25 protein-coding genes and 2 riboswitches are annotated in these 22,553 nt (G+C 38.2%); of the genes, 6 read left to right on the top strand and 19 right to left on the bottom strand.

Annotated elements, in window-relative coordinates:
- Position 1 precedes the first annotated feature (1 nt).
- The 16 genes from J2Y03_RS12865 to J2Y03_RS12940 form a co-directional block, all read right to left on the bottom strand.
- Complete coding sequence (locus J2Y03_RS12865) at positions 2 to 442, bottom strand: bifunctional adenosylcobinamide kinase/adenosylcobinamide-phosphate guanylyltransferase (RefSeq protein ID WP_310194692.1); 441 nt, start codon at positions 440 to 442, stop codon at positions 2 to 4.
- Positions 394 to 1,005 carry a histidine phosphatase family protein gene (locus J2Y03_RS12870; RefSeq protein WP_310194695.1) on the bottom strand — a complete coding sequence of 204 codons (612 nt, stop codon included), beginning with the start codon at positions 1,003 to 1,005 and terminating at the stop codon, positions 394 to 396. Before J2Y03_RS12870 ends, J2Y03_RS12865 begins: the two co-directional genes overlap by 49 nt.
- The gene (gene cobS, locus J2Y03_RS12875; protein ID WP_310194698.1) at positions 963 to 1,751 is read right to left on the bottom strand and encodes an adenosylcobinamide-GDP ribazoletransferase; all 789 of its coding nucleotides are present in this window, start codon (positions 1,749 to 1,751) and stop codon (positions 963 to 965) included. Before cobS ends, J2Y03_RS12870 begins: the two co-directional genes overlap by 43 nt.
- Positions 1,748 to 3,253 carry a cobyric acid synthase gene (locus J2Y03_RS12880; RefSeq protein ID WP_310194701.1) on the bottom strand — a complete coding sequence of 502 codons (1,506 nt, stop codon included), beginning with the start codon at positions 3,251 to 3,253 and terminating at the stop codon, positions 1,748 to 1,750. Before J2Y03_RS12880 ends, cobS begins: the two co-directional genes overlap by 4 nt.
- On the bottom strand, positions 3,250 to 3,822 hold the full coding sequence (locus J2Y03_RS12885; protein ID WP_310194703.1) for a bifunctional adenosylcobinamide kinase/adenosylcobinamide-phosphate guanylyltransferase: 573 nt from the start codon (positions 3,820 to 3,822) through the stop codon (positions 3,250 to 3,252). Before J2Y03_RS12885 ends, J2Y03_RS12880 begins: the two co-directional genes overlap by 4 nt.
- Positions 3,804 to 4,880, bottom strand: coding sequence for a threonine-phosphate decarboxylase CobD (gene cobD, locus J2Y03_RS12890; RefSeq protein ID WP_310194706.1), 1,077 nt, complete (start codon positions 4,878 to 4,880; stop codon positions 3,804 to 3,806). The genes J2Y03_RS12885 and cobD overlap by 19 nt, the downstream gene beginning before the upstream one ends.
- A complete protein-coding gene (gene cbiB / locus J2Y03_RS12895; RefSeq protein ID WP_310194709.1) occupies positions 4,837 to 5,820 on the bottom strand; it encodes an adenosylcobinamide-phosphate synthase CbiB in 984 nt (327 codons plus the stop codon). The genes cobD and cbiB overlap by 44 nt, the downstream gene beginning before the upstream one ends.
- Positions 5,817 to 7,283: a heme ABC transporter ATP-binding protein gene (locus J2Y03_RS12900; protein ID WP_310194711.1), complete on the bottom strand. Its 1,467-nt coding sequence runs from the start codon at positions 7,281 to 7,283 to the stop codon at positions 5,817 to 5,819. Before J2Y03_RS12900 ends, cbiB begins: the two co-directional genes overlap by 4 nt.
- 7 nt (positions 7,284 to 7,290) lie before the next feature.
- Positions 7,291 to 8,349 carry a FecCD family ABC transporter permease gene (locus tag J2Y03_RS12905; protein WP_132097361.1) on the bottom strand — a complete coding sequence of 353 codons (1,059 nt, stop codon included), beginning with the start codon at positions 8,347 to 8,349 and terminating at the stop codon, positions 7,291 to 7,293.
- Positions 8,315 to 9,271, bottom strand: a complete 957-nt coding sequence (locus tag J2Y03_RS12910) for an ABC transporter substrate-binding protein (RefSeq protein WP_310194715.1) — start codon at positions 9,269 to 9,271, stop codon at positions 8,315 to 8,317. Before J2Y03_RS12910 ends, J2Y03_RS12905 begins: the two co-directional genes overlap by 35 nt.
- A gap of 160 nt (positions 9,272 to 9,431) precedes the next feature.
- Positions 9,432 to 9,621, bottom strand: a riboswitch (cobalamin riboswitch).
- A 72-nt stretch (positions 9,622 to 9,693) separates the two neighbouring features.
- Positions 9,694 to 10,161, bottom strand: a complete 468-nt coding sequence (gene ribH, locus J2Y03_RS12915; RefSeq protein ID WP_132097363.1) for a 6,7-dimethyl-8-ribityllumazine synthase — start codon at positions 10,159 to 10,161, stop codon at positions 9,694 to 9,696.
- 28 nt (positions 10,162 to 10,189) lie between these two features.
- Positions 10,190 to 11,323 (bottom strand): bifunctional 3,4-dihydroxy-2-butanone-4-phosphate synthase/GTP cyclohydrolase II, encoded by a 1,134-nt coding sequence (locus tag J2Y03_RS12920; protein ID WP_310194718.1) that lies wholly within the window; start codon positions 11,321 to 11,323, stop codon positions 10,190 to 10,192.
- A 50-nt stretch (positions 11,324 to 11,373) separates the two neighbouring features.
- Positions 11,374 to 12,033 (bottom strand): riboflavin synthase, encoded by a 660-nt coding sequence (gene ribE, locus J2Y03_RS12925; RefSeq protein ID WP_310194721.1) that lies wholly within the window; start codon positions 12,031 to 12,033, stop codon positions 11,374 to 11,376.
- Positions 12,034 to 12,200: 167 nt separating this feature from the next.
- Positions 12,201 to 12,347, bottom strand: a riboswitch (FMN riboswitch).
- Between the two features lie 82 nt (positions 12,348 to 12,429).
- Entirely contained in the window at positions 12,430 to 12,903 is a 474-nt protein-coding gene (locus J2Y03_RS12930) for a GyrI-like domain-containing protein (protein WP_310194724.1), read from the bottom strand.
- 89 nt (positions 12,904 to 12,992) lie between these two features.
- A complete protein-coding gene (locus J2Y03_RS12935; RefSeq protein WP_310194725.1) occupies positions 12,993 to 13,841 on the bottom strand; it encodes an oxidoreductase in 849 nt (282 codons plus the stop codon).
- A gap of 3 nt (positions 13,842 to 13,844) precedes the next feature.
- Positions 13,845 to 15,914 carry a CapA family protein gene (locus tag J2Y03_RS12940; protein WP_310194726.1) on the bottom strand — a complete coding sequence of 690 codons (2,070 nt, stop codon included), beginning with the start codon at positions 15,912 to 15,914 and terminating at the stop codon, positions 13,845 to 13,847.
- A gap of 287 nt (positions 15,915 to 16,201) precedes the next feature.
- Here J2Y03_RS12940 and J2Y03_RS12945 point away from each other — a divergent pair, with 287 nt between their 5' ends.
- On the top strand, positions 16,202 to 16,405 hold the full coding sequence (locus J2Y03_RS12945; protein ID WP_132097370.1) for a hypothetical protein: 204 nt from the start codon (positions 16,202 to 16,204) through the stop codon (positions 16,403 to 16,405).
- Positions 16,405 to 16,611, top strand: coding sequence for a YwbE family protein (locus J2Y03_RS12950; protein ID WP_132097371.1), 207 nt, complete (start codon positions 16,405 to 16,407; stop codon positions 16,609 to 16,611). The genes J2Y03_RS12945 and J2Y03_RS12950 overlap by 1 nt, the downstream gene beginning before the upstream one ends.
- Positions 16,612 to 16,775: 164 nt before the next feature.
- Here J2Y03_RS12950 and J2Y03_RS12955 read toward each other — a convergent pair whose 3' ends face one another.
- The 3 genes from J2Y03_RS12955 to J2Y03_RS12965 all read right to left on the bottom strand — a co-directional run bounded on the left by J2Y03_RS12955 (position 16,776) and on the right by J2Y03_RS12965 (position 18,368).
- Positions 16,776 to 16,976 (bottom strand): cold-shock protein, encoded by a 201-nt coding sequence (locus J2Y03_RS12955; protein WP_045515670.1) that lies wholly within the window; start codon positions 16,974 to 16,976, stop codon positions 16,776 to 16,778.
- A gap of 189 nt (positions 16,977 to 17,165) precedes the next feature.
- Positions 17,166 to 17,918, bottom strand: a complete 753-nt coding sequence (locus tag J2Y03_RS12960) for a Cof-type HAD-IIB family hydrolase (RefSeq protein WP_310194730.1) — start codon at positions 17,916 to 17,918, stop codon at positions 17,166 to 17,168.
- 144 nt (positions 17,919 to 18,062) lie between these two features.
- Positions 18,063 to 18,368 carry an iron-sulfur cluster assembly accessory protein gene (locus tag J2Y03_RS12965; protein WP_310194733.1) on the bottom strand — a complete coding sequence of 102 codons (306 nt, stop codon included), beginning with the start codon at positions 18,366 to 18,368 and terminating at the stop codon, positions 18,063 to 18,065.
- Positions 18,369 to 18,679: 311 nt separating this feature from the next.
- Between J2Y03_RS12965 and qoxA the strand changes: the two genes are divergently transcribed.
- The 4 genes from qoxA to qoxD are packed head-to-tail and all read left to right on the top strand — an operon-like array spanning position 18,680 to position 22,463.
- The gene (gene qoxA, locus J2Y03_RS12970; protein ID WP_310194734.1) at positions 18,680 to 19,597 is read left to right on the top strand and encodes a cytochrome aa3 quinol oxidase subunit II; all 918 of its coding nucleotides are present in this window, start codon (positions 18,680 to 18,682) and stop codon (positions 19,595 to 19,597) included.
- 39 nt (positions 19,598 to 19,636) lie between these two features.
- Complete coding sequence (gene qoxB / locus J2Y03_RS12975; protein ID WP_310194737.1) at positions 19,637 to 21,580, top strand: cytochrome aa3 quinol oxidase subunit I; 1,944 nt, start codon at positions 19,637 to 19,639, stop codon at positions 21,578 to 21,580.
- Positions 21,581 to 21,583: 3 nt separating this feature from the next.
- The gene (qoxC, locus tag J2Y03_RS12980) at positions 21,584 to 22,180 is read left to right on the top strand and encodes a cytochrome aa3 quinol oxidase subunit III (RefSeq protein ID WP_310194739.1); all 597 of its coding nucleotides are present in this window, start codon (positions 21,584 to 21,586) and stop codon (positions 22,178 to 22,180) included.
- A gap of 1 nt (position 22,181) precedes the next feature.
- Complete coding sequence (qoxD, locus tag J2Y03_RS12985) at positions 22,182 to 22,463, top strand: cytochrome aa3 quinol oxidase subunit IV (RefSeq protein ID WP_310194741.1); 282 nt, start codon at positions 22,182 to 22,184, stop codon at positions 22,461 to 22,463.
- Positions 22,464 to 22,553 lie beyond the last annotated feature (90 nt).

Genomic DNA, 22,553 nt, shown 5'->3' on the forward strand with positions numbered 1-22,553 from the left:
TTCATTCCTCCGTTTGTTTAATTGTTTGATTACATCCATACCAAATAATATCTATTTTATCAGCCTGAGCCGCGAGATCTTGATAGGCCCATCCTGTTACATCCCGCCATAACCTATTTTCTTTTTCCACTGGGACAATTCCTTTAGTAATATCTGAACCTATCACCACTAGTTTGCTTTGTGTTTTTTCTTGTTCCCACATTTTCCAATGGTTAATGGTCTGATTCCAAATCTCACGACATCTGTAAGAGTCATTGGTTTTCGTTAATTCCTTTACCCAAATTTCAAGCCCCTCTAAAACGAGCAAATCATTGTCTAATTGGAATAAATCTGTTGGTAATGGGCTATCCTGATAGGCCGAAATCCATAAGGCGGTTGCTCCATACGCTTTTTTTACCCATTCTCGTTTGCCATTAAAGGCACCTCCAGTAATGAAATGCACCTCTCTCCCCTCCTTAATCCCTCGCAATCAAATCTAAGCTCATAACCTTGATTATGTGACGTTTGCCAACTCCAGAAATCTCTTTGTTCTGGTGCAAATTTACTTAATAAATACCTTATAACTCCGCCATGTGTGACAATCGCACCGCTATTATGGTTACCGGAAATTATGTGTTGAGAAATGAACTTCCACCCTGTGTCTACTCTTTTTGTAAAGGTTTGAAAGGACTCTCCCCCCGGCGGAGAACTAAAAAGGGGATCAGACAGCCATTTCTGATATAGCTTGTCTTCTTTTAAGTCATCATAGGTTTTTCCTTCCCATTCGCCGAAATTCATTTCTCGTAATTCCTGTAATACTGTTAAATCATTATTGGGAAAAAGGAGCTTTACTGTCGTTTTACATCTTTGTAAATCACTCGAAAAATAATGATCATACCTTTTCCTTGTCCCTATCCTCTTCGACTCAGGGCATAAGGGAGAATCATTCCAGCCTAAATACGCTTTACGTTTATTCTCCTCTGTTAACCCATGACGAAATAATGCAATAACCACAGAGTCATCCATAAAACCAATTCAGTCCCTTCTACAGAAGCACCTAATACATCTCCTGTTATTCCACCGAACCATTTTACAGCTTTTAGCCTACAAAAAATGTAAATAGCAACGGCTGCTACTATTAATATAGTGATAGGAAGTAGGCCATTAAAGTAATTAGAGATGGCTAGGAGTCCAAGTATGTACACGGGATAGGTCCATAATACCTTTGTAGTGGCTGCATTTTGAAATAATGCACCAAGCCCATCCTTTTTCGCAGACCTCACGGTTAACAGTAGCACACCCATCACACTTTTACTCAAAAAGGGAATAGAAGCAATCAGAATGTAGGATAAAAAATGAACATACTCTGTAATCTCATAGATAAAAAGAAATCGACAGCTTAACAAAACAATCACAGAAATTACACCAAAAGCTCCTGTCCGAGGGTCTTTCATAATTTCGACCCTTTTCTCTTGATCCTTATATGAAAAATAACCGTCACTCGCATCCATCCAGCCGTCTAAGTGAATTCCGCCGGTTAATAGAATCGTGGTCAACCAGAGCAGAAAAGCTACAGCTAGATTGGAAAAAGGCGTAAATTCCAGGAGCACATAAACAAGCGAAGCATAGATAACCCCTTGAAACAAACCGAGTAATGGGAAGGCTTGAATTGCTTTTTTTAAATGCGGTTTATCCATCGGTATTTCAATTGGAACCGGTATGGCGGTAAAGAATTGTATATCGATTAACAAACCCTTAAGTAGTTTTTTCATACTGAACCCCACTTATGGATAATGTCTTTTAACAGATCAAAGTCTAGATGTGCTTTCATATTAGCGGCAATGGCATCATACCTTTTATCTTTAAAATCACTTATATAAAAGACTTCTTTATTCGGGAATCCTTTACTTTTCCGAATCATGTTTAACCATTGATTTCTCCATTCATCATTATGGAAAAGATGATGAAGATAGGTTCCAATAACTTGACCGTTATGGCCAAAATACCCTTCCTCTTTCCCACTCTCAAGCCTTAAAAATGAACACCCCAGCTGATGTAATACTGTCTTTCCTAAATGAATTTCATAGCCCTCTATCTTATGATTCAATAGCAAGCCGGTATCTTCATGATACTCTCCAGTCACTCTTATCGTATCTTTTTCATGATGAAAGACCGTATTCCCTGGAATGTATCCCAACCCTTTATCTTTCCTATTTTGAATCCCTGTATCTGAGCCTGCTTCATCTATAATTTCTTCACACAATATTTGATAGCCACCACAAATGCCGACCACATACCCGCCCTTCTCAATATGACTGCTAATTAAGAGATCGAGCCCACTATCTTTTAGGGTATTCAAATCATGGAGGGTGCTTTTTGTTCCGGGAATAATGACAGCGTCTGGATTTCCGAATTCAGTTGCATGCTTAACCAAACGTATCGATACATCTTCTTCATACAAAAACGGTTCAAAATCCGTATAGTTTGAAATAAAAGGAAGGTGAATGACCACAATATCCAAATTTCCTTTTCTCTTGTTGGAAAATTGACTGTTTAATGACAATGAATCCTCTGCATCTATCATGTGATTCTCTACGTATGGGAACACACCTAAAACTGGAATACCTGTTTTCTTTTCAAGCCATTGAATACCATCTTCAAATAAGCTGATATCACCACGGAATTTATTAATAATAACTCCTGCAACTCTTTGTCTTTCCGGAGGATCTAATAACTCGAGCGTTCCAACAATACTAGCAAAGACGCCCCCTCTATCAATATCAGCGACAAGAACAACAGGTACATCTGCAAGTTCGGCAACCTTCATGTTAACAAGCTCTCGATCCTTTAAATTGATTTCAACAGGACTTCCAGCCCCTTCGATAACCACTAGCTCATTTTGCTTTTCTAAATGTTCCAAAGACTCTCTAATTATATCAAGTCCCTTATCATAAAACGTTTCCCGGTACCTTCTTCCTGAAAGAGTTTTTAATGCTCTCCCTAAAAACACAATCTCAGCCTCTTGATTTGATCGGGGTTTTAATAAAATCGGATTCATCCAAACATCTGCCTCAATCTTGGCCGCTTCCGCTTGAATCCCTTGTGCTCTACCAATTTCTTTTCCATCCTTTGTAACATAAGAGTTGTTGGACATATTTTGAGATTTAAAGGGTACCACCTTTACACCCTCATTGGCGAACATCCGGCAAAGCGCTGTTACAATCAGGCTTTTGCCAACATCGGAAGCGGTTCCTTGAATCATCACGCCTTTCATGACCTTACCCCCTTCATTAGGATTGGTACTCCCATTTCAACCAAATAGGCTTGATCCGCGGCCATCACCAACTGCTGATGAATCTGCCCGAGCAATTTACCATATGTAAAAACCAATTCATTTTCGGCAAAAGATTCATGAAATACTTCATTGCTAACAACGATTAAGACCTTCCCCCGATTCCGTATTTGTTTTATCCCAGTCACGATTTTTTCCTTCACTGTACTTAAAAAGGATTCATCCCAAATTTGATTAATAGAAAACAATTCATTATTTAAAAGAGTTGTCACACAATCCAATAAAATAATATCCTGGCTGCCAAACATATTGGCAATTTCCCCAATATGTAACGACTGCTCGATTGTTCTCCAACTGGACTCACCTGCCACTCGATCCTGCTGATGTTTGGCGATTCGTTCCCTCATTTCTTGATCAGAAGCAACACCGCTTGCGAGGTAATTTAGCTGTCCACCCATATTTATCGCTAGGTTAAACGCCATTTTTTCAGCAAAACTGCTTTTCCCGCTTCTAACCCCGCCTGTAATAAAGATTAATAAAGGTGCCGCCATTCCTTTAACACCTCCATAAGCATACGATTTTCTTCCTTACTTTTTATCGCGAAGCGCAGCCAGTTTCCATCTAGCCCAGGGAAATTAAACGTATGTCGGGGAATGATTCCTTTTTGTAAAAGAAAATTAAAAAATTCCACCTGCTCCTCAAGAAAAGGATCACGTAATAAATAAAAATTAACCTTAGAAGATGTAACCACAAAATCATATTGCTTACAAAATGACAGTAATCGCTCTCGTTCTTCCCTAATATAGATTTGAGACTCTTTAATAAATTCGTTTTCTTGAATACAAATTTCACCAGCCAATAGGGCAATGGTATTAATACTCCAATGGGGCTGTAATGCACTAAGTTCGGTAATAATTGTTGATGCTGCAACCATATAACCTAGCCTTAGACCTGGAATCGCAAACATCTTTGTCAATGAACGGATAATGATTAATTTGGAAAACCTGTTTATGTAAGGGATAAAAGAGTCATAGTCTACTAAAAAATCATAGAAGGCTTCATCCAAGATCACATAGCAATTTTGATTTTCACATTCCTCTAAAATAGAAATGATTGTTGATTTTGGATATTGAATGCCAGTTGGATTATTTGGATTACACAAAAATAAGGCATCCGCCTTCGATAAGCTAGTACGTAAATCCTCTATATTTAGCGGAAAATCCGGCTCCTTTAATTGATGGTACTGAATCTCACACTGATTGGCCCGGCATGCTGCTTCATATTCAGAAAATGTTGGCTCGATCACGACGATTTTTTTACCTGAAAGATATCGTGCCACAAGCGTAATCAGCTCAGCTCCGCCATTTCCAATTAAAATGGAATCGACAGATATTTTTTCCTTTTCAGCTATCCTATCCTTAATCTTAACTGCTAACGGGTCAGGATAAACCATAATTTCATTGTAAAAATCGTTCCACTTCTCTTTTAATGATGAAGGTGGACCGATTGGATTAATATTTGCACTAAAATCAATAAATTGATTGGGGAGTGAACGTCCCAATGCCTTATAAAGGTGCTGAGGATTGGAGCCATGTGAAGGCAAATTCAAGTGTCATCCCACCTATCCATAAAAATAGAATAAATAATAAAACTGTCTTACCCATAATGTGATTTGCCAAAATAATATGTTTAGCTTGGATGGAATTAATCGCTTCCCCCATCTTGGCACCGTTCGAAACGATTCCTTTGTAATAGTTGAAACCGCCAAGCTGAATCCCCAATATTGCCGCAACCGCTGCTTCACCCCAACCACTGTTAGGGCTGGGATGTTTTTTTGCGTCGCGGAAAAGAATCTTCCAGGCTCTTCGATACTCCAATACCAAAGGCTTTGTTCCAAGCAGCATAAGGATTCCTGTTACACGGCTTGGAATCCAATTCATCACATCATCCCATTTAGCAGAAGCCCAACCAAATTCTTTATATTTTTCATTTGTATAACCAACCATCGAATCACAGGTATTCGTGGCCCTGTAAACCATTGCCAGCGGTGCACCACCTATAAATGCCCAAAATAATGGGGCCGTCACCCCATCACTTGTATTTTCAGCAACCGTCTCGATTGCTCCTCGTGCAATTTCACTTTCATCTAGAGCTTCAGTGTCTCGGCCAACTATATAGGATAGTTTTGTTCTTGCTAGGGGCAAGTCCCCTTTACCTAGAGGTTCATACACCTCTAGCGCCGCTTCTTTCAAACTTTTTTGAGCAATCGTGGTTGCAATTACGATACTTTCCACTGCAATCCCCACAAATGGATGAATCAGATAACTGATAACAACTAGGATCAATACGGTAGATACAACAATCAATAAAACAAAAAGGAGCATGACAACCCCTTTTAACCTTTTATTCTTTCCATGGTTTAACCGTTTTTCAAAAAATGCAATCATCGACCCTATCCATCTTACAGGATGTGGCCAATTGGGTGGGTCTCCTACAAACATGTCAATGAAATAGGCAAAGGTTATGGCTATTAGATGATAGATGATCATACTAGTTTCCTTTTCTGAGATTTTCGAATGGCCTCTGAAGTGCACTCATATACGGCTTTTCCAATCAGTTTTCCTAATGGCGTAATCGTTCCAGCATATTCCAACTTTTCTCCAGCCTGAGTGGCTGCTATTAAGATACTATCGGTTGACGTACCTGTAGCAGTGGTGCCTGTCACACGGTCCATGACCTTTAAATCGTGAAGTGCCTTTGTCTTTGCTTCTGTTGCAGTCATAATACTCTGAATAAAGGCTTCTTCCGTTAATTCGCCGTTAATGAAGATCCATGTATTAATGGTGCCTGGCACCGTTAGGTAGGAATGATGTTCACTTTTAGAGACATCGATGGCGTTTCCTACTCCTGCTGTGATGACTACGAAAATCGAAAAACTGTCATGGTCAAAAAATTTGTAAGATACGTCCTCTAGGATTACTGCCGTCATCATCCCAACGGTTTCAGACGGTTCAAAACCATTTGATTTTAGAAAAGTGGCCATTTCCAGCCGATGATCACTACAGTTATAGTCCTTGCCAACATGTCGATTAACAAAGGTATGGTTCCAGCCAATTCCCGAACCAATCACTCCCGAAGACATTGTCCGTAATGGAGCGGGGGCATTTAGCTGGATATACTCATTGGTTCTTTGCAGCATCTCTTCATTTATTTGAATGGCTTTCGTTTTTATTTTGTAGGTAGGCAATAACACTAATTGTGGTGCAGCAACTTTAGGATGTGGCTGTTTCTGAATTTCTGTATGATAAACATCACGTATTCTTTCTTCCCTTAGAACCTCATTCGGGATATGATTGATATGGATGTTGCCGTTTTCAAGCAATAGGATTCGATCACAATATAAGCCTGCAAGATTTAAATCATGAAAGATAGATAGGACCGTCAAACCAGATTCTGTGGTCCAATATTTTAATAAATCAAGTAATTCCTTTTGATAGGATAAATCCAAATGATTTGTTGGTTCATCCAGCAATAAAATTTTAGGTTCTTGCGCAAGTGCCTGAGCAAGAAAAACCCGTTGTTTTTCTCCGCCAGATAACTGTTGAATATTTTTATTTTGAAAAGCTGATATTCCTGTTTGCTTCATCACTCGTTGAACGATTTCCTCATCTGTATCTTCCCATGTTTGGAACCAACCCTTTTGGTGTGCATATCGACCAAGAGAAACCGTTTCTTTTACTGTATAAGAGAAAGATTGTGAAGAATCCTGAGATAGAACCGCAACGATTTGTGCCAGCTGTTTTGTAGTATATTCCTGAAGCTTTTTTTCTCTAATATAAATGTCACCCTTAGTAGTTGGTAAGATTCCGCTGATCATTTTTAACAGAGTTGTCTTCCCACTTCCATTCGGACCTACTATTCCGAACAACTCCCCTGTTTGAACTTCAAAGGAGATATCCTTCAATACAGATTCATTTGAATATCCACCTGAAACATGTTGAACGTTAAGCATTCTTTATTCACTTCTTTCCTTCCTTCTTCTTTCGTAAAAGGATTAATGCAAATACTGGGGCACCAATTAATGCTGTAATAACTCCAATTGGTAACTCTGTAGGAGATATGATCGTTCTTGAAATTAAATCTGCTAGTATTAAAAATCCACTACCTGTAATAATCGATAAAGGGAGTAAATGTCTATGGTCGGGGCCCCATAATAACCTTGAAAGATGCGGTATCACCAGCCCCACAAAACCTATGGTTCCTGAAACCGCAACTGCAGCTCCTGTTAAAATCGATCCTGCGGTCAAGATTAACAGTTTTCTTTTTTGAACATTAACACCCAAATGCTGTGCACGTTCTTCTCCAAAGGACATGGCATTTAATTCCTTTACATTAAAAATAAGTATTGCTGAGCCAATTATAAAAAATGGCAAAATAATCTTTATGTATTCCCAGCCTCTCATTGAGACACTTCCCAAAAGCCAGCCAATAATTTGTCTTAGTTCATCACCTGTTAATGCGATCATCAGTGATATGATCGCACCTAGAAAAGAACTAAAAATAATTCCCGTTAAAATAATGGTTTCAACCTTCATGGAACGTTCAATCTTTCGAGCAAAAGTTAGTACTAAGAAAATGGTCAGAAACGAAAATAGAATACTTAATAATGGCAGTGTAAATGAACCCACAAATGGAATCGAAATTTGAAAAAACAATGTCAACACAGCCCCGACCGACGCTCCTGAAGATACTCCTAACGTATAGGGATCTGCTAATGGGTTCCTTAGTAGACCTTGAAAGGCTGCTCCCGCAATTGCTAGAGATGCTCCTACCAGTCCAGCTAGAATGACCCGTGGTAAACGGATATTCCAGACGATACTTGAGAACATCGGATCGATTTGATCAAATGAAATAAATCCAACTAATTTCACCGAAATAATTTGCAGGATAGTAAAGATAGGAACCGAAACGGTTCCTATCGATATTCCTAATAAAATTGAAAGAAAGAGGAAGCTTCCTGCTGCCAAATAGGCAATGAACTTATTATTTAAAAACTTCCGGATATACCGCTTTTGCAAGTTCCTCTACTCCTTCTACAATCCTTGGACCTGAACGAGTTACACGATCAGAATCTACATCGATGACTTGCTTGTTTTTAATCGCATTGACATTTTCCCAGCCTACTCTGCTTAAGACATTTTCCACAGCTTTATCATCATAAAATCCGTAAGTAGTAATGATTACATCTGGATTTCGGGTAATCATTGCTTCTTCATCTATTTTAATCCAACCTTCTTGATCGTTAGCAATATTTTCGGCATTTATTATACTAATCATGTCATCCATGAACGTATTTTTCCCTGTTGTAAATATATCCGGTGCACCTGAAACCTCAACAAGCACCTTTTTCTTTTCAGATATTTTCGCCGCTTTGTCTTTTATTTCAGCTAATTTTGTTTGCATATCTTTGATAAGATCGTCAGCTTCTTTTGTTGCACCAGTAGCCTTCCCTATCATGGCAATGGAATCGAAGACTTGGTCGAAAGTTTGTGCGTCATTAACAACTAAGACGGTTAATCCAGAATCTTTTAGCTGTTGCAGTCCTTCCCCTAAGTCCGTTGACGCGTGTGCTAATACTAAATTGGGCTGTAAGGAAATAACTTTCTCGATGTTCACATTAAGGTCGCCAATTTTCTCTTTTGTAGAAACTTCTTTTGGATAATTATCAAAATTGGAGACTCCAACAATTTCATCGCCAAGTCCTAAGGCAAAAGCAATCTCTGTATTACTTGGAATCAAAGATACAATTTTTTCCGGCTTTTCCTTAATCGTTATATCATTGTCTAATGCATCTTTGATTGTAACTGGAAAAGCAGTTTCTTCTGTTTTACTACTATTCCCATTACTTTTGTCTTTGACCTGTTCTTTTTGTTCCCCACATGCTGCCAATACTCCTATTGTTAGCATTAGTAGAAATAAAAGAGTAGATAATTTTTTCATTTTGTTTCCCCCTATGTAGTAATAGCATCATATAAAATGTGCACCAAAAAATAAAAAAACATCCCTACGGCAAGGTAGAGATGTTGGTTTGATTAGATTCCCATACAAAAAGTAAAGTAAAATGATTCTAGTCGTCCACACCCTATCCTCGTAGGTTCCTTTAGTGCACAAGAATAAGGCAGGTTTCCTGGCTCATAGTCATTGCTTCCTACGTCTTCCCATCATATGACAGTGACATTTTGTAGGTTGCTCCCATTTACAGTGGCGGGACCGCGTTGGTTTTTAACCAAACTTCCCTTTTAAGCTAAAAACCTTAAAAGATTTTCAGCACCTATTCTACAATATTTTATTATGATAGACCTATTATATAGGAAAGATAATAGATTGTATCATTTTCTTGCAAATTCCTTCAAAAAAATTTTTTATTCGAAACTTCTGCATAAGTTGGCCATTTCAATCGCTACAGAAGCGGAATCCCAGCCTTTATTTCCTGCCTTTGTACCGGCACGCTCGATTGCCTGCTCAATGGAATCAGTTGTTAAAACACCAAAAATTACCGGAATACCAGTACTTAGAGTTATTTTTGAAACACCCTTGGCCACTTCATTACATACAAAATCAAAATGCGGAGTGGAGCCGCGAATAACTGTCCCTAGCGTAATGACCGCATCATATTTTTTACTATTGGCCATTTTTTGAGCAACTAAAGGAATTTCAAATGCACCTGGCACCCAAGCGAGGTCCACATCTGTTTCACTTACACCATGTCTAATGAGTGCGTCCTGAGCACCGCTTAGTAATTTACTTGTAATAAACTCATTAAAACGACCCACCACTATTCCTACCTTTAAACCAGACCCGACTAAATTACCTTCATAAATATTTCCCATTGTTAATACCTCCGATTATTCTTGTAGTTTATTTTAGGTTTACATTTTCCTCTTGTATTTCCATTTGCAAAGGAACGGTTTCAACTACTTCAAGATCATATCCCTTTAGTCCCTTTATTTTTCGTGGGTTATTGGTTAACAATTTCATTTTTCTAACCCCTAAGTCCTTTAAAATCTGAGCACCAATGCCAAATTCACGTAATTCTGCTTCATTTGCATCTGCTCTTTCATAACCATCTTCCTGGAGCTTATAAGCCTTCAATTTATTTATTATTCCGTTACCCATTTGACGCATATAAAGGAGGACTCCATTACCTTCTTGTTCAATTTGACTTATGGCCGCATGCAACTGTGGCCGGCAATCACAGCGAAAAGAACCGAAAACATCGCCTGTTAAGCACTCCGATTGAACACGGACAAGAATAGGTGTTTCAGGATCTATTTCACCCTTTATTAACGCCAAATGTTCTTTTCCATCCCCAATGCTTGAATACCCGGCAGCTTTAAAATCGCCAAATTCTGTTGGTAAATTTATTTCCACTTCACGATTAACCAGCTTGTCTTTTTTATTGCGATATTCAATCAAGTCTTTTATGGTAATCATTTTTACATTTAGCTCTTCTGCTATTTTCCGTAATTGTGGGACACGAGCCATTGTCCCATCTTCGTTCATGATTTCGCAAATGACTCCTGCAGGCTTAGAACCGCATAGTCTTGCCAAATCCACTGCTGCTTCGGTGTGCCCTGTTCTCCTTAAGACTCCGCCTTTTTTGGCAACTAATGGGAACACATGACCAGGTCTCATGAAATCAGATGGCTTTGCGTCTGCGTCAAGCATACGTATGATTGTTGTTGAACGCTCAAAGGCCGATATTCCCGTAGTGGATGATTTATGGTCAATACTGACGGTAAAGGCCGTACCATGTGCATCTGTATTATTTGCCACCATCGGAAATAGTTCTAGTTTCTGTGCTAACTCCTCATCAACGGGAACACAGATTAAGCCTCTGCCGTGTGTGGCCATTAAATTGATGACCTCTGGGGTAGCTTTATCAGCTAAGGAGATAAAATCTCCTTCATTTTCTCTGTCCTCGTCATCACAAACAATGATTACCTTGCCGATTTTTAAATCTGCCAATGCTTCTTCTATAGGATCAAACATGTCATTTCTCCCCTTTCTACTATGAAAATTAAGAGCTGCTCATTATGTATCTAAGCAAAACCATTCTCTGCTAAAAATTGTGCACTAATACCTGATGAACTTGTTTTGGTGCCATTACTTGATCCAGCTGTTAAAAAATGCCCCACATACTTTCCAATCATATCGCATTCTAAATTGACAATATCACCAGAATCTTTTAGTCCAATAATACTTTCAGACAATGTATGGGGGATGAGTGATAAAGTAAAAGTTTCATTCGTTACTCCAAATACTGTTAGGCTTGTTCCATCTACAGTAATTGATCCCCTAACGATGACATACCTTAGTATGTTTGAAGGTGCTTCTATTTCGTAATAAATGGCATTTTCAAGCTGCTTTTTACTTTTGATCACACCTGTTCCGTCTATATGACCGGAAACGAAGTGACCACCAAACCTCCCCCCAGCAGCCATTGCCCGTTCGAGATTAACTTTGGAGCCTCGCTTTAGCGCGTTTAAGCTGGATGCTTTAACGGTTTCAGGCATGACATCCACAGTAAACTGCTTGTTAGAGAAACTAGTGACAGTTAAACACACACCATTAACAGCAATACTGTCTCCGAGATGGACATCCTCTAAGATTTTTTTTGCTTCAATGGTAAGAACAAAGGAATCTCCCGTTCGCTGGATATTTGCTACTACTCCTAATTCTTCAATAATACCGGTAAACATAGCTTTTGCCTCCCTTCTTATTCTTTGCAATGAATGCAAAAATTTTTCATATTCATATAGCTCAAAAAAAAGACCCTGAAGAAATGGAGCTCTTCAGGGTCCTGGAAAAAGGCAATAAGAAAATAGGGTTTAAAAAAAGGTAGACTTCTCCCTTGGCTAAACCGGATTTTTTCCTTCTCCCATCCAGACTTTAACTGTCGGCTCTGGAATTTCACCAGATCCACCGCTTAAACTTTCGTTTAACCGGGTCACGGACTAAGAAGCTAAGCTTCATCACCGCCGGTTAGGAATTTCACCTGACCCCGAAGGAATTATTCAACTATATCATTGATTATACCTTATACTAGTAATAATTGCTAAAATGATGATTAGGAAATATTTCCCTCTCTCTAATGATTAATAATAGTCATTTCCATATGTCTTTACAGGCAGATACAATTCACACAAATTACTGCTATCGATATCATTATGACTTAGTTGAAAAATTTCTAAACTTAGGGCATTGTCATCCAAATCATATCCATATTCCTGCATCCATTCTAACATTTGTTGATATGTATTTTCTATTTCCTCCAAACTACCTTTATGCGAAGTACACACATAGTTTTTGCGAGGTATCGTAAACCCTACCATTCCCTCAGGAACATTTTCTAACGTTTCCACTGGTGTCGTCACATAACAAGTCAATTCTGTTTCTCTACTATGAAATGGAGCAATGAAAATTGATTCATTTGTCTGATTAGGTACCTCACTCATACGATTTTTCATTACATCAATTAATTCTGGAATGGTATTTAACTGCGAATACGTGCCATTCCACGAGATTCCAACTACCTTTATCTCTTCTTTTTCGAGCACTTCGATTTCCAAACATATCCCTCCTCTAATCGATACCTCTATTATTCTCACTTAATCACTGAAATTCCTCCAAAAAAACGACAACATCATGAATTCTTTAACTATTTTACAAACAATTTACTAATAATTATTTTTTCCCAAAGTCTCCATGGTAAAAGATTCTTCATTATAATAGAAGCTTTAACTCCCCGACCTATTGCGTATCTCATCTTTGGATTTTTCATTACTGAAATCTCTACTATTTTTTTTGACACTTCTAGAGGATCACCAAAGTTATTTTCCCCTTCTACAATATATCTTTCTATACTCTGCATATATTCCTGATAAGGAGAGTGTGATTGTATGGATTCTACAGCTACCTGTTTACCCGTGGTCCAGATATTTGTTTTGTACGAACCAGGCTCAATAAGTACCACCTTCACTCCAAATGGCTGCATTTCTAATCGAAGACTTTCACTCCAGCCTTCGATTGCATGCTTGGAGGCAATATAAGGTGATAATCCTGGAAAAGCTACCTTACCGCTGATACTGCTAATCGTAATAATACATCCATGCCCTTGTTTCCTCATCATTGGAAGAAATGCTTTGGTGACAGCGAAAACACCAAAAACATTTGTTTCAAACTGTTTTCGATATTCCTCCATAGATATTTCTTCTACAAATCCTGCGCCAGCGTAGCCAGCATTATTAATTAATACATCTACTCTTCCGAAATCCTCAATTACTAGTGATTGAAACGTTTGGATTGATTTTTCATCCGTTACATCCAGTTCATGAACGGTTATTTTTGATTCCACCCCATACTTCTTCGCCACCCGTAACAAGTCAGCGTTTTTGCTGCTATTTCTCATAGTGGCTAAAACAGTAAAACCTTTTCTTGCTAACTCTATAGTGGTCAATAACCCAAAACCACTTGATGTACCGGTTACAACAGCTATTTTGTTATTCATTTCCTATCTCCCTTCAGCTTCAGCAACCTTCGTTTTGTCAGAAATCATTCCATTGCTAATATGGGCCTCTCCATAAGACAAGCCTTGGAGTTCATTCCACACTATTTGTTTTTCTTGGTCAGACTGTAATATGATTTGATCCTGAACAATTCTAAACGGAACAAAAGACATTTCTATATTGTTTTTTTCGATATCGAGATGCAGGATTCCAGTTTGTGCCTTATCTCCTTTAATATAATTAGGAAATAAAAAGTTTCCGAGCGAATAAGCAATCGGCTTTCCTTTATAATACTCGAACCCTTGGAGCACATGAGGGTGACTACCAACAACCCCATCTGCACCAGAGTCAATCATTGTTTTTGCCCAATCACGTTGAAAGGCTTCAGGTGAGCGCTTCGTTTCAACACCCCAGTGAATATACACAAAAAGGAAATCTGCGTCTACCTTTTCTTTTTGGATGGTATTTTCAATGAGTGATAGATCATATCCATTTGCCAATCCAGGCTTCGACTCAGTTGCCACCCAGCTGAAATCAGGGAGAACCCTTGAGAAAGCTAGTACTTTAATAGTCCTGCCTTTAATGGTATAGGTTTTAGCACCATACGCCTCTTCCTTGTTTAAACCGCCACCCACATAATCGAGTTGGTATTCTTTTATATTGGCAATCGTATCTTTAAAACCGCTCTGTCCATAATCAAAGGAATGGTTGTTCGCTAGGCTAACGAGCTGAAAGCCTGCATTTTTTAAACCAGTTAAAGAAATCGGGTCAGAACGAAAATTATATTCCTTAGAAACCTTTATGCCACCCGTAGTTATCGCTGTTTCTAGATTGACGACACTTAAATCACTTGCAGTTAGTTCCTCTTTAATATGTAAGAATGGATAATCTGGACCTTTTTGTTTCACTGTTTCTTTTACAGACCAATCCATCATCGCATCGCCAGCAAATGTAACCCTGATTGGTTTACGTAACAGTTCGGCTTCTGCCTTTTTTGCTGCTGCTTCCCATGATTCTTTGACCTTATTTGGATCCACGTGCAGAAATTGTTTTATAGATATAAATCTCTGATAAAATGAGACTTTGTCTTTTTTATCAGGGGTCTTCCAGGGGCTGATAACCTTTTCAAAAAACCCTTTCACAAATAGGCTACTATTAATGCTTGTATTAGTAGCCTGTTCATAATTATAGATACTTTCGAGTTTGCTCACTGGCACTTCCATCGCTATAAATTTGTTCTTTTCCTTATCAATTAATTCATGATGGGTATAAACGATTGAAGCAATGTTGGCAATGACCTCCTGCGATTTTTCATAGCTAATGCCCTTAGTCATGACCGCTAATGCAAAAGGTTCAGTATCAGACACAATGGCAATATCGTTGTAAATTAAGTCTTTTGGAATCATTCCCACCTTGTGGGCAATTTTCTTATTGGGTATACCTTTAGGGATAGTAGTATTATATATAGTATTTTCGAGATAGTTTAATAGTTTTGCTCCATTTTCACTTTCCTTAGAAAATCGGTATGTTTCAACTGCATAGAGGATTAAATCACCTGCTGATGTAATATTTTGTCCCCCAGGGTAGGCATTAACAGCTCCCAAACTTTTCATATATTCTATGAACTGATTTTGTCCAACTCGTTCCTTTAGCATTATAAAAGCAATATTATCACTATAGACCATCGCTTTTTCTACAAGATCCTCGATTGTATAACCGCTTCCTATTTTATTCTTTTGAATGACGCCGCTTCCCCCATAATAATGGTGAGATCGATAAGTTAATTTCTCAGTTAACTCGAGTTCACCCTGATCTGCTAGCTTCATAACATATAGTGCCAAAGGGAGTTTAATCGTACTAGCAGCTGGTATTTTGTTGTCACTATTTATGGCATAAGCAGTATCAGACATCAGATTTTGATAACGAAGGGTAATTTTCCCCTGCCAAGGCTTTATGTATTCTTCCAACTTTGTCTGTAACTCTATAAGATTATTATCAGGTTCTTTAGCATGAACATACATACTCTGAGAAATTACTATTATAAAGCTAATTATAAAAAGAATCGTATTTTTCATGCCATTTCCCCCCTATTGATAAAAATTAGTTTAATATAAGGGAGGTGCAAACGTTGTCGAAATTTAAATATTCTAATAACTTTTCCAACACGACAAAAATACTGTCATAACACTAAATTATAATAACTATAAAATAGTATTGATTTTAAACTATTATCAAATTGATTCCCCACTAATAAAAAAGTGAACATTCTGTGTCTTTATAGTTTAATCACACATTTTTAATTTTGGAGGAAATAGATTATACTATAAGTCAATATAGTACATATTATCAGGAGGACTTTCTAATGTCAGAAAACAATCAAACAAACCAAAATGAAGAACCAAAAAAGAAAATGAGTTTACAGGAAGCAATGAAGCAGCAGCTAGAGAATAAGAAAAACAAAGCTGCAGCTGGTACTAACAATGCTAATAGCCTTCAAAATTCAAAAAAAATGAAAAGCCAAATGACCAAAAAAGTAAGTAATACTCGTAGAAAAATGGGTGTTTAATGAACGGGCAAAATAGAAAAGACATCGCTGCCGGTCTTGAGGTTGCCATTGTTCTAAAGGCTGATCAAAGAACAGGGAAGCTTACGAGAGGTGTCGTGAAAGATATTTTAACAAACTCCAGCTTCCATCCTCATGGTATAAAAGTAAGGCTATTGGATGGTCAAGTTGGCCGAGTGCAGGAAATATTTAATCCGAAATCCACATAATGGGCAGGTATGAATAATCTATAATTTACCCATACTATAAATAACCATTTTACTTATCACATATTGAACCTTCACTTTTTAGTGGAGGTTTTTTTCTGGTGTTTACTCTAGAAAATAAAAAAACAGACTCACAAATGGAGTCTGTTTTGGCTTTTGAAGGTTTATTATGCTTTACGTACGTTTACCGCTTGTGGACCACGTTGTCCATTTTCGATTTCGAACGTTACTTCTTGACCTTCATCTAACGTTTTGTAGCCTTCGCCTTGAATAGCTGAGAAGTGAACGAATACATCGTCTCCACCGTCCCGCTCGATAAATCCAAAGCCTTTTTCACCGTTAAACCATTTTACTTTACCATGTTCCATTTTTGTAGCTCCTCCTAGCATGTAACAAATACATGAAATTGCAATATAGTCTTGCCCGATTATTATAACCAAGAGGAATTGTTTTTAAACAAGTTCCTCTTCTAATAATTAGTATTTCACAATTGGTTCTTTTTTATTTTAGATAAAAAATTTAATAAGAGTATAATGTCGAAGTGTCTGTATAGGATATTACTTAATTACCCATTTATGGATTGCTAAGGCTACACCATCTTCATTATTTGTTGAGGTAACCCAAGCTGCCGCTTTTTTTACGACTTCCTGTGCATTTCCCATAGCAATTCCTAGACCTGCTTCTGCAATCATCGCCAAATCATTAAGACTGTCGCCCATTGCCATCACATTTTTCATTTCAATACCAAGCCGCTCACAGACTAATGTAAGCCCTCTTGCCTTATTTATCCCAGCTGGGTTTACTTCTATATTTGTAGGGGTCGAATTGCTTAATTCAAACTCTCCTCTTTCCTCGAGCTCTTTTTGAACGATATCTCTAGTGAGTTCATCCTTGATGTTAAAACCAAATTTCAACCATTCCTCGGCATGGATATTCTCTGGCATTTCATCAAACCAGTTTCGATTCGTGCTGATCGCCCAAAATCTTACCTTATGCTTTTGGGTAAGCTCTGCCATCCATTGAATGGATTCGGATTTCACAAGATTCCTTTCCACTAATCCCCTATTATCATCCCAAATCTCACTTCCGTTTACTGTCACTAAATAAGAGGTTAACGCAAGTGAATCCGCATGATACTCACACTTTCTTAAGGAACGTCCTGTGCTTAGGACAACATGTACTCCTTTTTCCTGAGCTTCTTTTATCGCCAGTCGGTTTGCCTCAGAAATTTCATGTTGATCATTTAAAAGCGTCCCATCCATATCCAGGGCAATGAGTTTAATCTCATTATCACTTTTGAAATTTTCCATATGTAATCAACTCCTTTAAGAACCATACCTCTTAAGAGTAACACCAATTTGTGTTATCTCAAAATATCACTCAAATTGCAAAGATCCCCACGATAACTCGTAGGGATCTTTCATTACTATTGCTGGTATTAAACCGTTTATTCTTTAATGATGGTGGTGATGGCCACCCTTTGTTGGATTTGTGATCAGCCATTCTTCTTTTGGTACATGGAACATTTGAATCCATACTCCATCCAAATATTCATCCCGAGTATCAAGAATCAAATCTATATCCTTATCGGTTTTTACGACTTCATCATGTTCAGTGGGTGTATCGAGCATTAAATCATAATGGGCATGGTCTCCATGCATATTTGTTACATACACACGGAACAATTTCCCCTCGGCTTCTGGACCTCCCAACATTTCTTTCAATGCTTTTGCTGCATGGCGGTTGATTTTGACTTTCATCTCATTTGTCTCTCCTATTCCATTGGTATACCTATTTATTATCCCATTATTATTCAAAAACAGACAGTTATTTTATTTTTCTGTTTTCCAACGGTTTTTATATTGGAATTTAAAACCTTAACAAATTTGTCACAAATACTTCAAAAAACGTATATAAACATCACACCTTTGTTGTTAATATTGTGGTACGGGATAATGACACTAATTATGTAATTATTATTAGTTAATAATTAATTTAGAAAATTTTCTATTTAATTTTGTGAACAAATTCACGAACAACCTAAGCTTATTTAATGAGAGGAGTTAGCAATATGCAAAAAAAGAAAACCAAATGGGTTTTATATTCAGTTGTTATTACCATTTTCACGTTTTTAACTGGATGTGAACCATTACTTGTCCTGGATCCTAAGGGTCCACAAGCAGAAAGGCAAGCTAGTGACATTTTAATGTCAATTGGTCTAATGTCTTTTATTGTAATCGTGGTTTTTTCACTTCTGATCTACATGCTTGTAAAATATCGCGCTTCTAAACAAAGTGCAGATTATGAACCACCTCATATTGAAGGAAACATTTGGGTTGAAGTCATTATGGTAGGTATTCCAGTAATAATTGTTGCTTTTCTATCTTATGTATCCGTTCAAAGTAACTATATTGTCGAGGCAAAACCGAAGGGATACGAAGATACAAAGCCATTAGTGGTTTATGCTTCATCCTCTGACTGGAAATGGCATTTTAGTTACCCAGAAGAAGGCATTGAAACAGTTAACTACTTATATATCCCAACAGACCGAGCACTTGAATTTAGACTGTATACTTACGGACCTATTACAAGTTTCTGGATTCCGCAGTTAGGCGGGCAAAAGTACGCAATGTCTGACATGGTTACCACCTTACATTTAGCTGCAGATGACCCTGGCGAATTCATGGGCCGGAATGCAAACTTCTCGGGTAAAGGATTTGCTGAGAATACATTTAATGTTACAGCGATGTCTCAAGAGGATTTTGACGACTGGGTAAAAGAAGTAAAGGAAACAGCTAAGCCGATTACAGAGAAAAAATTCGAGGAATTATTAGAACCAGGTCATCTGGGGCAGCAAACATACACTGGGACTCACCTAGAATTTTCGCCGCCTCCAACAGGTCATAATCATTCCGAAGAATCATCAGAATCACATGAAACAGAAAATCAACCAGATTCCCATACCGGACACGAAGGTATGAGTCATTAATATTAAAAAGTAATCTTCCCTTGAAAGGAGATATAATAAATGGATTTCTTTGATCGATTTGCCGTTCCCCATCCTAGTGTTGCAATCTATGCCTCAATGGCTGCCATTGGTCTTACCGTTATTGCAGTAATCGCCGGTATAACTTATTTTAAAAAATGGGGCTACCTATGGCGTGAATGGTTAACCACTGTTGACCACAAACGAATTGGTATCATGTATCTGCTCTCTGCCCTTCTCATGCTATTCCGAGGTGGGGTTGACGCTATCATGATGCGTGCACAGCTCGCTGTACCAGAAAATACCCTTCTTGACGCACAGCATTATAATGAGATTTTCACGACACATGGGATTGTTATGATCCTCTTTATGGCAATGCCTTTCATTATGTTCTTTATGAACTTTGTTGTTCCCTTGCAAATCGGAGCACGTGATGTGGCCTTCCCACGGTTGAACGCATTAAGCTTCTGGCTATTCTTTATGGGTGCCATGTTATTCAACATATCATTCGTTGTTGGCGGCTCTCCTGACGCAGGCTGGACCTCTTATTTCCCGCTTGCAGGTAACGAGTTCAGCACATCTGTTGGAACCAATTATTATATGATTGCGATTCAGATTGCAGGAATTGGTACGTTAATGACTGGGATTAACTTTATCACTACGATTTTAAAAATGAGAGCACCTGGCATGACACTAATGAAAATGCCAATGTTTACTTGGTCAGCATTAATTGCGAATGTTATCATCGTTTTCGCGTTCCCAGTATTAGCTGTGTTACTTGCAATGGGGACGTTAGATCGACAATTTGGAACACAATTCTTTACCATGGATAATGGCGGTATGGATATGCTTTGGGCTAACCTTTTCTGGGTTTGGGGCCATCCTGAGGTGTATATCTTAATTCTTCCTGCCTTTGGTATTTATAGTGAGATTATCTCAACCTTTGCACGTCGTAACCTATATGGCTATAAATCTATGGTTGGTTCGATGGTTATTATTTCCCTTCTATCCTTCTTGGTATGGGCGCACCATTTCTTTACCATGGGGCAAGGAGCACTAACTAACAGTATCTTCTCGATTACAACCATGGCGATTGCCGTTCCTACTGGAGTGAAGATTTTCAACTGGCTTCTTACCCTTAGGAAAGGAAAAATTGTTTTTACCACACCAATGCTTTACAGTATGCTTTTCATCCCGCTATTTACCCTTGGCGGAGTAACCGGAGTAATGCTTGCGATGTCTGCAGCAGACTATCAATATCATAATACGATGTTCTTAGTGGCTCATTTCCACAATGTTATTATTCCTGGTGTTGTCTATGCAATGCTTGCAGGGCTGCATTATTACTGGCCAAAAATGTTTGGTTTCATGTTAAATGAAAAAATTGGAAAATGGACAGCTTGGCTATTGTCAATCGGCTTTGTTTTAGCCTTCATGCCTATGTATGCTTCAGGTTTAGATGGCCAGGCACGCCGGATGTACACATACTCTGAAGCGGCTGGATTTGGCTTATTGAATATGATTTCGTTTGTTGGAGCCGCGATTATGGCCATTGGTTTTGTGTTAATCGTCTACAATATCTACTATAGTACTCGATATGAATCAAGAGACATTAGTAATGATCCTTGGGATGCTCGTACGCTCGAGTGGTCTACGCATACACCAGTACCAGAATATAATTTTGCAATTTTACCAGAAGTACGTTCCAATGAAGCATTATGGGACGCAAAGAAGAACGGTCATGTTTTATTTAAAGGTGAATACGAGAAAATTCACATGCCAAATAATAGCGGTATCCCATTCATCATGAGCTGTATATTCTTTGTTTGGGGATTCTCATTCATTTTCAGCTTGTGGATTCCAGTTATTGTTACTACTCTAGGAATCTTTGGATGTATGGCTTTACGATCCTTTGAACAGGATCATGGTCGTTATATCTCTGTAAAAGAAATTGAAGAAACAGAAACAAATTTGCGAGGTGCTTAAAAAATGAAAATAGATAACTCGCTGCCACTCGAATATGGTACAGAAGAAAATAGCTTAAAAATCTTAGGATTTTGGATTTTCCTAGGTGCGGAAATAATGCTTTTCGCTACCCTATTCGCTACCTACTTTACATTAGTAAACAGAACAGGAAGCGGTCCTACTGGAGCAGAGATTTTCCAAATCACTCCAGTACTCTTTGAGACCATCTTACTTTTAACAAGTAGTTTTACAGTTGGTCTGGGCATTCATGCCATGAGGATTGGCAGACAAAAAGCGATGATTGCCTTCTTCTCATTAACACTTCTTCTCGGTCTTGCATTTTTAGGAGTAGAGATTTTTGAGTTCTATACCTATGTACACGAAGGGGCAGGAATTCAGACTAGTGCGTTTACATCAATCCTTTTAACAACACTTGGAACACACGGGGCACACGTTACACTTGGATTTTTCTGGGGGTTATTCATTATCCTCCAGGTGAAAAAGCGTGGATTAACTCCGCAGACAACCAATAAAGCATTCATCTTTTCCCTTTATTGGCATTTCCTAGATGTAGTTTGGATTTTCATTTTCAGCTTCATCTACTTGAAAGGAATGATGTAATATGAGCCAGTTATTTCCAATGAAACAAGTGATTGGTTTTGTATTCTCCATACTCCTGACAACCATTGCCTTGGCTGTTTACTTTTTAGATATGTCATTTGCTGCAGGCATGACGATTCTTCTGGTAACAGCATTCATCCAAGCGGGTCTCCAGTTAGTTGTGTTTATGCATGCTGGGGAAACCAAGGATAAAGGCGCCATCTACACAAATGTCTTTTACGGCTTAATCATTGCACTCGTTACTGTGTTTGGCACTATACTCGCAATGGTATGGGATATGTAGTTGCACCTAATTAATTAAAGTTAAACAAACGCTGTTGATTACATCAACAGCGTTTTTATATTCGTAGTAAAAAGTCATATAGGTGTAATT

It is taken from the genome of Neobacillus niacini (assembly GCF_031457145.1).
In the GTDB taxonomy this organism is placed as follows: Bacteria; Bacillota; Bacilli; order Bacillales; family Cytobacillaceae; genus Neobacillus; species Neobacillus niacini_J.

Bases quoted from the DNA above. Each gene is read 5' to 3' on its own strand.
- J2Y03_RS12870 (WP_310194695.1), bottom strand. From the start codon at position 1,005: ATGGATGACTCTGTGGTTATTGCATTATTTCGTCATGGGTTAACAGAG.
- cobS (WP_310194698.1), bottom strand. From the start codon at position 1,751: ATGAAAAAACTACTTAAGGGTTTGTTAATCGATATACAATTCTTTACC.
- J2Y03_RS12880 (WP_310194701.1), bottom strand. From the start codon at position 3,253: ATGAAAGGCGTGATGATTCAAGGAACCGCTTCCGATGTTGGCAAAAGC.
- J2Y03_RS12885 (WP_310194703.1), bottom strand. From the start codon at position 3,822: ATGGCGGCACCTTTATTAATCTTTATTACAGGCGGGGTTAGAAGCGGG.
- cbiB (WP_310194709.1), bottom strand. From the start codon at position 5,820: ATGATCATCTATCATCTAATAGCCATAACCTTTGCCTATTTCATTGAC.
- J2Y03_RS12900 (WP_310194711.1), bottom strand. From the start codon at position 7,283: ATGCTTAACGTTCAACATGTTTCAGGTGGATATTCAAATGAATCTGTA.
- J2Y03_RS12910 (WP_310194715.1), bottom strand. From the start codon at position 9,271: ATGAAAAAATTATCTACTCTTTTATTTCTACTAATGCTAACAATAGGA.
- ribH (WP_132097363.1), bottom strand. From the start codon at position 10,161: ATGGGAAATATTTATGAAGGTAATTTAGTCGGGTCTGGTTTAAAGGTA.
- J2Y03_RS12920 (WP_310194718.1), bottom strand. From the start codon at position 11,323: ATGTTTGATCCTATAGAAGAAGCATTGGCAGATTTAAAAATCGGCAAG.
- ribE (WP_310194721.1), bottom strand. From the start codon at position 12,033: ATGTTTACCGGTATTATTGAAGAATTAGGAGTAGTAGCAAATATCCAG.
- J2Y03_RS12935 (WP_310194725.1), bottom strand. From the start codon at position 13,841: ATGAATAACAAAATAGCTGTTGTAACCGGTACATCAAGTGGTTTTGGG.
- J2Y03_RS12940 (WP_310194726.1), bottom strand. From the start codon at position 15,914: ATGAAAAATACGATTCTTTTTATAATTAGCTTTATAATAGTAATTTCT.
- J2Y03_RS12945 (WP_132097370.1), top strand. From the start codon at position 16,202: ATGTCAGAAAACAATCAAACAAACCAAAATGAAGAACCAAAAAAGAAA.
- J2Y03_RS12950 (WP_132097371.1), top strand. From the start codon at position 16,405: ATGAACGGGCAAAATAGAAAAGACATCGCTGCCGGTCTTGAGGTTGCC.
- J2Y03_RS12955 (WP_045515670.1), bottom strand. From the start codon at position 16,976: ATGGAACATGGTAAAGTAAAATGGTTTAACGGTGAAAAAGGCTTTGGA.
- J2Y03_RS12960 (WP_310194730.1), bottom strand. From the start codon at position 17,918: ATGGAAAATTTCAAAAGTGATAATGAGATTAAACTCATTGCCCTGGAT.
- J2Y03_RS12965 (WP_310194733.1), bottom strand. From the start codon at position 18,368: ATGAAAGTCAAAATCAACCGCCATGCAGCAAAAGCATTGAAAGAAATG.
- qoxA (WP_310194734.1), top strand. From the start codon at position 18,680: ATGCAAAAAAAGAAAACCAAATGGGTTTTATATTCAGTTGTTATTACC.
- qoxB (WP_310194737.1), top strand. From the start codon at position 19,637: ATGGATTTCTTTGATCGATTTGCCGTTCCCCATCCTAGTGTTGCAATC.
- qoxC (WP_310194739.1), top strand. From the start codon at position 21,584: ATGAAAATAGATAACTCGCTGCCACTCGAATATGGTACAGAAGAAAAT.
- qoxD (WP_310194741.1), top strand. From the start codon at position 22,182: ATGAGCCAGTTATTTCCAATGAAACAAGTGATTGGTTTTGTATTCTCC.